Origin of the sequence: Leptospira kanakyensis (assembly GCF_004769235.1) — a bacterium.
Lineage (GTDB): Bacteria > Spirochaetota > Leptospiria > Leptospirales > Leptospiraceae > Leptospira_A > Leptospira_A kanakyensis.
Genome location: NZ_RQFG01000019.1, coordinates 957803 through 971168, shown reverse-complemented (window position 1 = coordinate 971168; position 13366 = coordinate 957803). Strand labels below are relative to the sequence as shown.

At 39.5% G+C, this 13366-nt stretch carries 12 protein-coding genes; 10 read left to right on the top strand and 2 right to left on the bottom strand.

The genetic code is table 11. The annotated features are described in order from the left end of the window. The first annotated feature begins 2 nt into the window (after positions 1–2). Entirely contained in the window at positions 3–887 is an 885-nt protein-coding gene (locus EHQ16_RS18900) for a class I SAM-dependent methyltransferase (protein WP_135632857.1), read from the top strand. Here EHQ16_RS18900 and tmk read toward each other — a convergent pair whose 3' ends face one another. Beyond that, positions 888–1493 (bottom strand): dTMP kinase, encoded by a 606-nt coding sequence (tmk, locus tag EHQ16_RS18895; protein ID WP_135632855.1) that lies wholly within the window; start codon positions 1491–1493, stop codon positions 888–890. A gap of 79 nt (positions 1494–1572) precedes the next feature. Between tmk and EHQ16_RS19530 the strand changes: the two genes are divergently transcribed. The 3 genes from EHQ16_RS19530 to EHQ16_RS18885 all read left to right on the top strand — a co-directional run bounded on the left by EHQ16_RS19530 (position 1573) and on the right by EHQ16_RS18885 (position 5184). Then, positions 1573–1737, top strand: a complete 165-nt coding sequence (locus tag EHQ16_RS19530; protein ID WP_002973824.1) for a hypothetical protein — start codon at positions 1573–1575, stop codon at positions 1735–1737. Positions 1738–1935: 198 nt separating this feature from the next. Then, the gene (locus tag EHQ16_RS18890) at positions 1936–3201 is read left to right on the top strand and encodes an EAL domain-containing protein (RefSeq protein WP_135632853.1); all 1266 of its coding nucleotides are present in this window, start codon (positions 1936–1938) and stop codon (positions 3199–3201) included. A gap of 45 nt (positions 3202–3246) precedes the next feature. Beyond that, positions 3247–5184 carry a B12-binding domain-containing radical SAM protein gene (locus tag EHQ16_RS18885; RefSeq protein ID WP_135632851.1) on the top strand — a complete coding sequence of 646 codons (1938 nt, stop codon included), beginning with the start codon at positions 3247–3249 and terminating at the stop codon, positions 5182–5184. 4 nt (positions 5185–5188) lie between these two features. On the opposite strand, the gene EHQ16_RS18880 is transcribed toward EHQ16_RS18885, so the two are convergent. Next, the gene (locus tag EHQ16_RS18880; RefSeq protein WP_135632849.1) at positions 5189–6343 is read right to left on the bottom strand and encodes a DUF1577 domain-containing protein; all 1155 of its coding nucleotides are present in this window, start codon (positions 6341–6343) and stop codon (positions 5189–5191) included. A gap of 97 nt (positions 6344–6440) precedes the next feature. On the opposite strand from EHQ16_RS18880, the gene guaB reads away from it, so the two are divergent. The 6 genes from guaB (at position 6441) to EHQ16_RS18845 (ending at position 13231) form a co-directional block, all read left to right on the top strand. Further along, a complete protein-coding gene (gene guaB / locus EHQ16_RS18875) occupies positions 6441–7967 on the top strand; it encodes an IMP dehydrogenase (protein ID WP_135632847.1) in 1527 nt (508 codons plus the stop codon). Between the two features lie 9 nt (positions 7968–7976). After that, entirely contained in the window at positions 7977–8750 is a 774-nt protein-coding gene (locus EHQ16_RS18870; protein ID WP_135632845.1) for an outer membrane lipoprotein-sorting protein, read from the top strand. Between the two features lie 4 nt (positions 8751–8754). Next, positions 8755–9435, top strand: a complete 681-nt coding sequence (locus EHQ16_RS18865) for a 16S rRNA (uracil(1498)-N(3))-methyltransferase (protein WP_135632844.1) — start codon at positions 8755–8757, stop codon at positions 9433–9435. Between the two features lie 380 nt (positions 9436–9815). Next, a complete protein-coding gene (locus tag EHQ16_RS18855) occupies positions 9816–11276 on the top strand; it encodes a hypothetical protein (protein WP_135632842.1) in 1461 nt (486 codons plus the stop codon). Positions 11277–11278: 2 nt separating this feature from the next. Continuing rightward, a complete protein-coding gene (locus EHQ16_RS18850) occupies positions 11279–12427 on the top strand; it encodes an LIC10775 family protein (protein ID WP_135632840.1) in 1149 nt (382 codons plus the stop codon). Between the two features lie 3 nt (positions 12428–12430). Beyond that, entirely contained in the window at positions 12431–13231 is an 801-nt protein-coding gene (locus tag EHQ16_RS18845; RefSeq protein WP_135632838.1) for a hypothetical protein, read from the top strand. Positions 13232–13366 lie beyond the last annotated feature (135 nt).

The following is a 13366-nucleotide window of genomic DNA, read 5'->3' as shown; positions in this document are numbered from 1 at the left end:
TTGTGGAACTAATTCCTTGTAATACCTGCAGACAAAACCGCTTCCGTCCTATTTATACTAAAGAGAGCCCTCTCGGGGAATCTTTTTCCATCGTCTCCTGTGAGTTTTGCGGACTTGTCCAAGTGAACCCGCAGCCAGATTTCCTTGCGGTTAAAAAGTATTATGATGATTCTTATTTTACCCAAAGGACAGAAAGGGGTTATGACAATTATTACTCAGACAAACTCCGCACAGAAATCTCAAGGGTCTTCCAACTCAATCTAAAGGATTTGGATTTTTTTATCTGGGAGGAGGATCGTCTCGCTCAAACAAAATCGGGAGAAAAACTTTCCTCTTTGGACATCGGTTGTGCTGCGGGTTACTTTGTGGCTTACCAAAAAGACCGAGGTTATGATGCTTTCGGAATTGAAATCGCCGATGGTCCCGTTCGTTTTGCTCGTGAAACCTTAAACTTAAACATCTTCCAAGAGAACTTTCTCGATTGGGATCCAGAGTTTCAAAACAAGTATGATGTCATCACTCTTTGGGCTACCATCGAACACCTCCACAAACCAAAGGAAACCTTGGAAAAAATCCAAAACCATTTGAAACCAGGCGGAATACTCATCCTGTCCACTTGTCGGTATGGACTCCTAGCCAAACTGGCGGGCCTCACTTGGAGGTATTTAAATGTTCCCGAACATCTTTATTATTATTCTTACAAAGGTTTGAAACGGTTATTATTGTCTCTCGGATACAGGAAACCCGTTTCCTTTACCTATGGAAGTGGAATGACAACTCGTGCTGGCGCCGGCTTTTTTTTCAGATTCCGGAAGCAGATTATGGACCGAGTGGTGAAGTGGTTCCAGATCGGTGATATGATGGTTTATATGGTGAAGAAGGGATAGTTATCCTTCTATTGATTTCAGAATATCCTCTACACAAAAAGCCACTACTTCCTCTAATTCTGCGGTGGCATCCACAAAGATCGTGGACTCGGGCAAAATTGCCAAATAGTTTTGGTAGATACGAATTTGTTCAGAATCCACATCAAACACCTCTTTGGTGCCGCCTCTTGTGGTTCTTCGTTCGTGGGCTTCTTCGGGGGAAAGGTCTAAAAAATAAATCCGGTTGGGTTCAGGAAAACCTTTGTCTTCATTTTTGTATAAAATGTCAGCAGCATGTTCTTCATCGCGACCTTGGTAGGCAGCAGTGGAAAAATAATATCTATCTTGTACAATTGATTTGCCATTCTTTAACGTTGGTAAGATGACTTCGCTTACGGATACCTCACGATCCTTTATAAAGATATCAATTTGTTCTTCTTTGTTTAGTTTAATTTTACCTTCTAAGAATTCTCTGATTTTTTTACCGTACACACTGTCCGTTGGTTCCCTATGCCAGAGGTTTGGGATGGATTTTTTTAAGAGTGCTTCGGAAACCAAACGAGAGACGGTGGTTTTCCCGGAACCATCGATCCCTTCAAAGACAAAGAACTGATTATTTTGAGGCATATCCCCTCCATTTTAAGAAAGGGCGTTTTTTCCTCGACTTATTTACTAAACTCGACAATTTAGTCTAAGGAGCAAAAACATGAAAAAAATTTCGTCTATGCTGATCATTGCTTTTTTGGCTGTATTTATGATTAACTGTGCCTCTGAAGAAGTTAAACAAACGCCAGTGGTGGAAGAACCAAAACCTTCTAAAAAACCAAAATTGGATGATTCATTCAAAACTAGAGCTAGAGACATTAAATAATTTCTACTCTAAAAAACTTTAGAAACCACCTAGGGCAACTTGGGTGGTTTTTTTATGCCATTTTGCTTATTTTGTGGGCAGCAAAAAACTCCATATTTGACATTGTGTTCTCGAATGTTTATTTTTTGAGCATAATGCAGTAAAATTCCCTACAATGCTTATTGGTACCGATCTTGCAATATAAAGTTGCATCGGTCTATGATTACAGAAAGAGAAAGCCATAAATTTTTACGAGAATGGAAAGATTGGTTATCAGGGGGAACCCTCGTTCCCGTTTTCCAACCCATCCTCTCGTCCGAATCCACTGGCATTTACGGCTATGAACTATTGGGACGTCTTTCCACACCGGAAGGACTTGTGAGTCTTGGAGAATTCTTTTTATCCCAGACTTTTGGGTATGATGAAATTTTTTTCCTGAAAAAAAAGGTAGATGAAGAGATTCGTTTTGCCGCCTTACAAAGATTTGCGGAAGAAGCTCCCGCGGAAACCAAGTTATTTTTAAACATTTCCCCAAATGTAATGTATCATGCTCTCCTACAATTGGAAACGGCACTTCCACAAACCATCCAAATGGTGAGAGAAGTGGGAGTGGATCCAGAAAGGATTGTCATTGAAATTACCGAAGAAAGGTTTCCACATAATTTAGAATTACTTCGCCCAGTTTTAAATTTATATCGGCAAGAAGGGTTTTCTATTGCTGTGGATGATGCAGGATCAGAAGCAAGTAACTTAGATCGCATTGGATTATTCCATCCGGAAATTATCAAGGTCGACTTACAAATGTTAAGGCGATCAACATTTTCACGGAACTTCAAAGAAATTCTACTCAATCTTTCTAAACTTGGAGAATCTTTGGGGAGTAGTTTGCTTTTTGAGGGGATTGAATCAGAAGATGAACTTTACAATGCTTTGAATTATGGGGCAAGATACATCCAAGGTTTTTATTTTGCCAAACCACAAACTGAATTTGCCAAACGATTTGATTACCGAACGGAAATGCAATCATCCCTAGAATACTTTCATGCCCGCAAACAAGGAGAGATGAATCGACAAATTGAGTGGGAAAATGTTTGGAAAGATAAACTTTCAGAAATCATGATGGGTTTTACGGAAGAAAATGGAATTTGGGAATGGAAGGGTGGATTTGAAACAAACGTGTTTGGGGATGGAAATTTCTTTCGGATGTACATTACCAATCCACTTGGGTTTCAGGTTTCTCCTAATTATTCTCGTGACCACTCAGGGACTGGGACAATGGCACCGGACTATTCTTTTTTAGGTAAAAACTGGTCCTTTCGTCCTTATTTTTTTGAACATTTGCATAAATCCAAAACCAGTCGGGATGCTTGGACCCTTTCTCAGATGTACCATGACATTTCGGAACGGATGATGTTACGGACATTTGCTAGAAACTTATCAGAAAATTTGATTTTATTTATCGATGTGGTGGTTTCTAGATCCTGAAAGGTTTTGCGAAAAACCCTCTCTGGGTGGATACTGGCAGGAACTATGGCAAAAATACAATTTTTGCAATTACCTGTTCCCCCACCTTCTTACTATGCAGCCACAGGAAATGTTCCTTTAGCAGCTGCTAGTTTAGCGAGTTGTCTGGAATCAAAAGAAGATCCGGTAAAGGGAATCCATCCTATTGTAGTTTCACCAGAAGATACGGACTCTCTGGGGGACAAAGAACTTGTAGACAAAATCGCAAAAGAAGGCCCCGATTTTTTAGGACTCTCGCTTTATTTATGGAATACAGAACGTAGTCTTTACATTGCAAAAGAGGTCAAAAAACGAAATCCCGATACAACCATCCTGATTGGCGGGCCCGAGGTCAATGAAGACAACCCTTATGTTCTAGGAGAAGAAGGGTATGACATCGCCGTATCTGGAGAAGCAGAACATAGTTTTCGTAAACTCATGCGATCCGTTCTTTCCAAGTCTTCTTTAGAAGGATTAGAGAATGTGGCTTATCGAAAAAAAGAGGGAGTCCTCAGTTCTTTTGGAAAAGCAGTGGCAGCTGACTTTCCTCTCACAGACTTTCCTTCTCCATATACAACCGGACATCTGTTAGTTGATCCTAAAAGATCTACCTATTTGGAAACGGTTCGAGGTTGTAAGTCTCAATGTACTTATTGTTTTTATCCTAAATCATCTCAAAATCTTAGAACCTTAGACATTCCAGAAACCATCAAACTCATCTCGGACTTAAAAGAGAAAGGAGCTCGGGAACTTGTATTTTTAGATCCCACCTTCAACCATCGGCCTGGATTTGAAAACTTTTTAGATGCCATTGCGGAAGTGAACTCAGATGGAAGGATGTCCATGTTTGCCGAACTTCGTTCGGAAGGTGTGACACCGAAACTTGCAACTAAACTTCGTAAGGCGGGATTCACTCGTGTGGAGTTAGGACTTCAATCAGTAAACGAAGAAACATTAAAACGTGTCAAACGGTATGGTAGCCCTCATAAAGTGGCCGAAGTGGCAAAGATGCTTGCTGGTGAAGGAATGGAACTACTACTAGACCTCATCATTGGCCTACCTGGGGACAAACCAGATGATGTCGAAAGAGGGATCCATTTCTTTTTGGAACATGGCCTTGGTGAATGGGTGCAGGCCTTTCCATTGTCTGTCCTGCCGGGAACGGCAATGCGTCGGGATGCCGAAAAAGAAGGCCTTTCCTTTATGCCAACCCCGCCTTACCGGATCATCGAAACTCCTACTTTTAGCCCTCGCGATTTAACAGAGTCTTTGTATTTTGCAGAAGATTTACTGGAAAGACGATTGGATGAATTTCCAAGACCATTTTTATGTGATCCGGAACTGACACGAAATGATCGGATTGATGTGGATCTAAAAGAATCCAAAATAACAAATTCAAATCGGGTAATTTTTAGTTCAGAGCAGGGTTTGTCTGAATGGAAGGGAAGTCGCCATCACAGTGTTTGGTTCCATTCCGAAAATTTATCTTTGGATCTCTCCCAGATCCAATCCCTGATTGGTGAAAGGATAACATCTGAGCCATTTTGTACCATTGATTTTGTGATTGAACTAAAATCTCCGCCCAAACCTGAGGAAGTTACCAAATTGGTAACACAGTTAGAGTCCAAACGAAATTCGTATTTATCTCGCACACTCGCTCATCGAGGAGAAAATCTCCAACACCGATTGGTTTTTGTTTTTGATGAAAACCGAAAAGATTTAAAGAAATGGAGAGATAAAAATATAAATTCCACTTCCTTTTTGGTTTATGAAAGAATTAACAATCAAAACATTCGAAAACTAAATCCATCTAAAGAAGCTTTTTACTTAATTGAAGGTAATGAAGTGGATAGTTCCGATTTTGAATTTCTAAAAAACGAAATGGATCCAGAGACCATTACATTTGCTGCTAGGGTTTTGGAAGAAAGATGGTCTATGGAAGTTTTAGGATACGGAGAACTTTAAAATTCTATTTTTGGTTTTGTTTTCGAAAGAATTCTACGTTTTCCAAAAATCTTTTTTTCTCACCAGATCGTGAGGAATGCCCTGCAATCGCGAGACCTACTGTTAGGTGGCCTTCTTCGTTTTTTGTAATGGTTCTGATGGTTCCAAAAGCGGTAAGAGGGGATTGCATTTTGAAAAAAATATCAAATTGGAATCCAGAAAGTTTTGGAAGGCTTTGCATTAAATCCGGATGGTCCACAATTACTTTCAGCCCACCTTCAGAGATATCAATGACCGGAAACTTTCCATCTGATTTGATCATATTGGAATGACGGATTCGATCCACCATTTCAAAACATAAAGTTTTCATCTCCATAGCCTTTAGTAAATCAAAGGTCTCTGTTTTACTTTGCATTTGGATGTATCCAATGGGGATAGATTCTTCTTCATCAGTTAAGTAAAGGATTGGTAAAATCAGTTCCGATTTGATCTTTTGATTTCGTCGGTTGTTAATTTCTTTTGCTATATCTAAATCAATATCTTCGGAAAAAACTAAGAAATCTTCATTCGGTGACTCTTCATAACATTTCCGATCTGTAGTATCTTCTAAAAGTAGGCCTTTTTTGGTTTTTTTGATTTGTAGGATGATTTCTGAATCTTCGCTTGAGTTGAATGTAGAGATTTTGATAAAATCAACTATGTTTTTTAGTTTGGTTTCATAGTCCTGAAAGTTGACTTTTACGGCAGTGGGAACATGAAACATATCGGTTTCAATTTTAGCCTTACTAGAAACAACATTTGTGATCCAAGCCGAACCAGGAGGCACAGGAATTCTCGAACTTTCTCTATCTTTTTTGGCAATGGCGATTTTATCTAAATGCAGGACGTATTGGGATTCCGCCTTTTCTTGTTCGACGGTGCATTCCAAATGAAGGTATCTTCCAAGGATTTTATATAGGGTGATTTTTTGACCCACAGAGAGGGACATGGTTGGACGTACGCTGACTAGTATTTTGTTCCCGTCCGCCGAAACTTTTTTTAAAAAACAACTCTCCCCAGAATGAATATTGTCCTTTAGACTCAATTCCTGGTTTAATAAAAATTTCGTCAAAACATGGAGTTTTTTTTCTGTGTCGGAAAAAACATCCAGAGATCGCTTACTTCTTTCTAGTGTATCCATAAAAGGTCGTGTTACTCACTATTATCGGACAAATTTCTCCTGAAATTCTCTTGCACGGAGAGTTTTCTTACCTAAAGTAGAAAAAGGAAGGATAATTATGTCAAATCAACCCCTACCAGGATCTGAGCTTCTCGATGGAGTCAGCGGACAAGAGCTCTTCTCGGTCAACATGGGACTTACCTATCGGGACTTTTTAGTTCTACCCGGTTATATAGACTTCAACCCAAGCGATGTGGAACTAGAAACTAAACTTTCCAAAAATATTTCACTCAAAAGACCTTTGATGAGTTCTCCTATGGACACAGTCACGGAGTCAGAAATGGCGATTGCACAAGCGCTAATGGGTGGAATCGGAATCATCCATTATAACAATAGCATCGATGAACAAGTGGATCTAGTTCGAAAAGTAAAACGTTATGAAAATGGATTCATTAAAGATCCAATCCTTCTTTCTCCAGAACATACGCTGGCCGATTTGGATGCAGTCAAAGAAAAGTATGGTTTTAGTGGGATTCCTATCACAGAAGATGGAACCGCCAGTACAAAGTTAGTTGGTATTGTGACCAACAGAGACGTAGATTTTGAAAGAGATCGCGGAATCAAACTTGGCAAGGTGATGACAACAGAACTCATCACAGCAAATGTTGGAATTAGTTTACAAGAAGCAAATAACATCCTTCGTACAAGTAAAAAGGGAAAACTCCCGATTGTGGATAAACAAGGAAAACTTGTAGCACTCATTTGCCGCAGTGACCTGAAAAAAAATAAAGAATTTCCTCAGTCTTCCAAAGATGATCAAAAAAGATTACGTGTAGGGGCAGCCCTTTCTACTTTGCCTGAGTCTCGTGACCGTATGGCCGCTCTTGCGGGTGTAGGAGTGGATGCCATCATCATCGATTCAGCACAAGGGAACTCTAGTTATCAAATGGAGATGATCCATTGGATCAAATCCAATTTTCCAAACATCGATGTGATTGGTGGAAACGTGGTCACAAAAGCACAAGCGGCAAACTTAATTGCAGCTGGTGCCGATGGACTTCGAATCGGAATGGGTCCTGGATCTATTTGTATCACACAAGATACAATGGCTGTGGGTCGCGCGCAAGCAACAGCAGTATTCAAAACAGCTGAGTATGCACAAGCACACGGAGTTCCAGTGATTGCGGATGGTGGAATTTCTAATATTGGAGACATTGCCAACGCTTTAGCGATTGGTGCATCCATGTGTATGATGGGCTCTATGTTTGCAGGAACAAAAGAAGCACCTGGTGAGTATTTTTATGAAAACGGAATTCGTCTAAAGAAATACCGGGGAATGGCAAGTTTAGAAGCAATGAGTAAGGGTGGGGACAAACGGTATTTCTCGGAATCCCAAAAGATCAAAGTCGCGCAAGGTGTTTCAGGATACGTTGTGGATAAAGGATCAGTTCTTAACCTCATTCCTTATCTTGTCCAAGGCCTCAGACAAAGTTTTCAAGATATGGGATTTAGAAATATTAACGATCTTCACAAAGCACTAAGGGAAGGAAAACTTCGTTTTGAACGAAGGACGGAATCAGCCCAAGCACAGGGTAGTGTGCATGGATTGTATTCTTACACAAAACCATCCATGAGAGCGGAATAACCATTTTACATGCGAAAACTTTGGATCCTCATACTTTTTTTTAGTGTTCTTTCGATGGAGGCGCAAGCTCCACCTGATGCCAGTTTGTCTGCACAGGAACTTTTGGCAAGGTTAGACCGTGAAATGGATTTCGGCAAAGGCCTTGTCAAAGGAACTTACGTTCTCATTCGTAGGAACGGAACTTCTGAAACTTGGAAAATCAATCGGTTTTTTAATGGGGAAGATGCTTTGCTTTTATTCGATAGAAAGGGGCGAGGACTCGAGTCCAAACTCCTCACTAAGGACGAAGGGGAAAATGTATTTTTCTTCAATGTTTTAAGTGCCAAACTCTTTCGAAAAACAGACGACGAAAAGTATGAAGCCCTTATGGGAACTGGATTTTTTTATGTAGATTTATCCGGGTATTCCTATCAGGCCAATTACAACCCCCTTGTGAATGGAGACTTGGAAATTGGCGGCGAGGTGTATTACCGAATTTCTCTCAAACCCATCCTTCCTTACTTTTATAAAAAGTTAGTTCTCCTTGTAGGAAAAAAAGATCTTAAACCATACCGCGTCGACTTTCATGACCGGGATGGAATTTTATTTAAAACTTTGAACTTAAAATATGGGCCTGTGAAAGTGAAAGAAGTTTCTGGAAAGGTAGAAGAAATTCAAAAAGCATCTCGTTTGGAAATGTTAGATTTGAATACTGGTAGTATCACGGTTTGGGAAATCCAAGAAGTAGATAAATCTGTAAATCCTGATGCTTCTCTATTTGCAGTCGACAACCTAAGTCGTTAAATCCTTGTTAGAACCTGGTCTCATTCTTTTTCGTACTGGGTTTGTCGCAAAACCGTCCATATCCCTTTTTCCAGAAGAGTTGGCCCACCTCCGAGCCTTACGACTCAGTAAGGAAGAAACCACTATCCAAATTCGAGATGGGGAAGGTGGACTTTATGATTACCAATTCTCTCCTCTTTCCAAAGAATTAAAATTTTTAAATGAAAATCATATCCCGAAAAAACAAGAACGGAAAACAGTAGCCATTGCTTTGCCGAAGGGAAACCGGTTTGATTTTTTTTTGCAAAAGGTCACAGAGATTGGACTGAGCTCTGTTGTTTTTTTAGTTTTTCGGCATTCCATTCGGAAAGAATTCAATTTGGAGCGTGCTGAAAAAATTGTAAAAGAAGCAGCCGCACAGTCCAAACAAACGGAATTACTCACACTTTCCATTGAACCTGCGGGAGAGTGGATGAAATCATATAAAGATAGTTTGGTGGTCTTTCATCCTCATAGGTCCGAAATTTTTTCGGCAAATCATTTACTTAAGAAAATCCCTGTGATTGGTCCTGAAGGGGGATTTCATTTGGATGAGGAAAACTGGATGGAGGAAAACAAAATTCCAAGGCTTACACTTCCGGGTGGGGTACTCCGAACGGAAACGGCAGGCATTGTCGCCGCCAGTTTCCTTGTGTATGGAACTTAAAAAAAGGAAGTCCTTTCTTACTTGTTGGTAAGTAGGAGAAGGGTGGTAGATAAGTTACAATTAGTAGAACAAGCTGAAAAACAAGCAGAAGCAGCTGGATAATTATCACCTGTCACGTCAGGGTATTTACCTGCACAACCAGAATTACAAGCATCTAAACTTCCTCCGGTACATGTCACCAGGAAAGTTAAAATGTTATTTTTTATAGTATTGTCTTTTCTCTTTTCGCAGGATGTAGAGAAGATCATGACAAAACACAACACAAACAAAACGAACAAACGATTCATATTCCTAAACTCCGTTCTCCCTGCATTTCGTCAATCGGTTCGTAAAAATCTTGACCCTTGTGACTTTTCCTATGCATTGGATGAGATTCTATTATGTCAGACGGTTCTAAAAAGGTTTTAGAAAAAAAAGCGCACGGAGAGTTTGAATTCACCGCATACGGGGAATTTTTATCCTATTTCCACGCACATATCGATATTTTCAAAAAACTACTGAAAGCTCGCAAAATGGATCCGGCAAAAGTGGAAGAGGTCGCAAAACAGATCAAATCCTACATGACGGGTAATATCAAAAAGACCGACCAATTTTTTGAACACCTTCCGCAGTTTGCTACAATGTTAGGTGTACCTCAAAACGAAGTTTCGACTTATCTAAATTCTAATTTTATCGAAGTCCTGAATAAAGTACAGGATAAACTAAAAGTCCAGGAGTTGGAAAAACTGCAAAATGCACCGGCTCCCAGTTTTGCATCCATCGCAGAAGAAATTGTAGAAAGGCTCCAAGTCACTCATCCTAAAGATTTTGTTTTTGCCCAAAAAGGAATCCTCACCGTTCTAGAAAATCCACTGACGGGAGAAATCATTGAACCCAAAGGTTTGATGGCAGAATCAGCAAAGGCAGCTCTTTCTATGCCGGCCAGTGCCGAATCAGAAAAAGAACCAGTTTCCCTTACAGATGCTTTGGCCATTGCCAACGCACCACCGGCACCGGTTGTCAAAAAACAGTCCCTCATCCCTGAAAAAGACAAATCCATTCTTTTAGAAATTGTAGAAACTTTTGGGGATACTCTCACAGGTGAAACCTTAGATATCAAAATTGGCCCCGATCCTAAAGACAATCCAACTGTCGAAGCCGCTCCACCGAGTAACCAATCTAGTTCAGATGAATATGAAATAGAAGATTTAGAATTTGATGATTCAGATTCCAGATCTGCGCAAAGTTCTGGGTCTAGTGCCGATGATTCGGATGATTTTTCCCAAGACATAGACGTTGATTTTGAAGAACCAGAACCAGTCATTGCGATTGATCCCAATTTGACTAGGTTAGAATCCTTTAGTGTCAAAGAATTTATGGATCTTGTGCAAACCATCACTGGATACCAAACCAAAGCTGACCAAGTGGGTTACCAAAACTGGTTACGAGGTCTTTCCGAATTTGAAAAGGCTGTTGTGTCTTTACGTACCCAAGTTTTAAAAGAACAAAAAAATGAAGTGGTAGATTGGAATTCTCTTTTCCAGATGATGAGTTCCAAATCTGATTTGAGCCGGGAAGTATTGGTTGGAATTGTTAAAAAACTAAAAAACTTTCAAATCGTCAAACTTACGTTAGATCGTATGATTCAAGAGTTCAAAAAAGGAAGTCCTGAATTTATGCAAATGGTAAAGATGGCTTGGCCACATATTCAAAAATCTTTTTATGAAGTTCCCAATTATACCCAAGTACAAACTCTCCTAAAAGGAATTTTATCAAGAGTGTCTGACGAAAACCATAAACGAGATTTTTCTAAAATCTTTACTATGGCGTTAAACTTCATCCAATCTAAATTTCAGGTTTAAACATGATAGGGGAGAAATACTCTCTTCTATTTTCTCTGTTTGTCCTAACATTAGGATCTTTGATTTTACTCCTTTTGGGTTCAGGTCTATCGTTAGAGGCCCAAACAAATCCAAACGTCATCGTAGATCCCTTATTGCAGAAACCTTGGATTCCTGATGCTGAGGAAGAAGAAAGTAGAAGTTTTCATCGTTTCCTATCTGAACATAAAAACAAACAGTCCACGGTAAAAAAAAAGGATTCATTTGGTCGGAATTATTTGGTTTCGCCCGCAGGCCTGATGCGGTTTCTCATCGATGATGAATACATAAAAGAATTTCCTGTCATTAGGGATGCCGACATTGCTGCAAAAGAATTAGAAGCATTGTACGAAGTTCGAAAAGAAAAAGATGTAGTTTTCCTTGGAAAAGGAATCCATCTCTGTTACCGGTTGCAAAGGGAAAAAGAACCTGGATTTTTTCCTAACTGGCTTGTCCGTTCCAATGAAATTACGAACCGTGCAGCCAATGAATGGTCAGACCAATCCATTCCTTTAGATTTGGTCAGTGATCCCTATGGTTGTTATGTGGAATCGGCAAAACCTAAAGACCAGTTGGTTTTAGAATCCGAATCCTTCCGTTATCGGATTCGATTTTCATCTAAACTTCGTTATGAGGGTCTTTTTGGGAATCGTCTCGGAATTTATGGTGAAAACAGGGATTCAATCTATCGCATTGTACGATTTGTACAATTTCTTTCCAATTATTTGCCAGAAGGCCAAACAGAATGGGATGAGGCACTAACCCTCCAAACATCCGGAAAAAAAAAGAAAAACCTACCAAAAATCATTTTGTCAATTGGTTCTAGTTTTGATAAGTCAAGGCCGCTCTGGGACAATAAAAATTATTTTAGGTTTTGGGATTCACTACGTTCTCTCTCACCGACTCTCATCCGAAAGTTGGGATTCAAAAGGACAGAGTCTAAATCTGAATATTTGAGTGAATGGACAGAGGTGGATGAAATAGGAAATTCAGTTGCAATGGAGATGAAAGAGTATTATCTTTATAACGCACCTAGGGGTTACTTTCTTTCCTTGTCTTATCCCAAAAGAGAAAAGGAGACAGCAAAACTCTATTGGCAAACCATTCGAAGTTCATTTGAAGTTAAGGAGTAACGAATGTTTGTTGGTTTTGTTGAAAATCAAAATAGAAAAAAACGAGAACCAAATGAAGAACCATCTTCCTTGTTTTTTATTTTTTTAACGGGATTTTCTTTCATTTTCGGGTTTGGATTTTTTTTACTTCCCTTTGGTGCTTTTTTCCCTCTTTCCGTTTCTGTTTGGGCCATCTTCATTTTATTTTTGCCAGTATTATTTTTAGGAATTTTACTTTCTAAAAAAACAGGGTTTAAGATCCTCCTTGCTGTTTTTTTATCCTTACTCTCTGGTGGAAATTCGGTTCTGTTTTTGGGTGATTCGATTGGTTACAGTTTGGGAATCACAGCTAAGATGGATGTTCTTCCAGAAGAATCATTCCTTTACTCTAATTATCGTTATTTGTTTCTCCGCGATTTTTATTTGGATGATAAAAGTGCAGGTGAGTTTCGTTCTCCGCTTCTCGTAAGAAAAAGATCCGGTGGGTCTGTGTATGGCCCTGTGATTCGTTTCCAATACAAACAAGTTCGTTCCATTTCTGGTAAGGAAGTGAAACCTCCGTTATATGCTATTTGTTATTCTAAAGACGATATCAAATGCCATCTGTCCAGTTTGTTTTCGGGAGGGATTGTTTTGTTAGAACCTCTTTGGGATTTAGAAGATCTCCCATTCACCAAAGACTCTGTTTATCTTGTTTGGCGTGGTTCTATGGATTCAGAGATGTTTGTAAAGGGAGTGTATTCCTTTATTTTCTTTTTGTTCCTTGTTGTTGTTTGGGCGATTGTAGTGTATTTCTCGCAAAATCAGGGAAAAGAATCTTTTTAAAGAAACCTTTTCCAGGGCAAAAGGGTCTAAATACTGTTCATAGATGTTTCTCCTTATGATACCCGCAGGGAGGGGTCAATATCCCTGATTTTCTTTTTTTTCTTTCCAAAGAAATTCCTCTTCCTAAATTCTCTC

Coding starts and splice junctions, on each gene's coding strand:
- tmk (WP_135632855.1), bottom strand. CDS start 1,493: ATGCCTCAAAATAATCAGTTCTTTGTCTTTGAAGGGATCGATGGTTCC.
- EHQ16_RS19530 (WP_002973824.1), top strand. CDS start 1,573: ATGAAAAAAATTTCGTCTATGCTGATCATTGCTTTTTTGGCTGTATTT.
- EHQ16_RS18890 (WP_135632853.1), top strand. CDS start 1,936: ATGATTACAGAAAGAGAAAGCCATAAATTTTTACGAGAATGGAAAGAT.
- EHQ16_RS18885 (WP_135632851.1), top strand. CDS start 3,247: ATGGCAAAAATACAATTTTTGCAATTACCTGTTCCCCCACCTTCTTAC.
- EHQ16_RS18880 (WP_135632849.1), bottom strand. CDS start 6,343: ATGGATACACTAGAAAGAAGTAAGCGATCTCTGGATGTTTTTTCCGAC.
- guaB (WP_135632847.1), top strand. CDS start 6,441: ATGTCAAATCAACCCCTACCAGGATCTGAGCTTCTCGATGGAGTCAGC.
- EHQ16_RS18870 (WP_135632845.1), top strand. CDS start 7,977: ATGCGAAAACTTTGGATCCTCATACTTTTTTTTAGTGTTCTTTCGATG.
- EHQ16_RS18855 (WP_135632842.1), top strand. CDS start 9,816: ATGTCAGACGGTTCTAAAAAGGTTTTAGAAAAAAAAGCGCACGGAGAG.
- EHQ16_RS18850 (WP_135632840.1), top strand. CDS start 11,279: ATGATAGGGGAGAAATACTCTCTTCTATTTTCTCTGTTTGTCCTAACA.
- EHQ16_RS18845 (WP_135632838.1), top strand. CDS start 12,431: ATGTTTGTTGGTTTTGTTGAAAATCAAAATAGAAAAAAACGAGAACCA.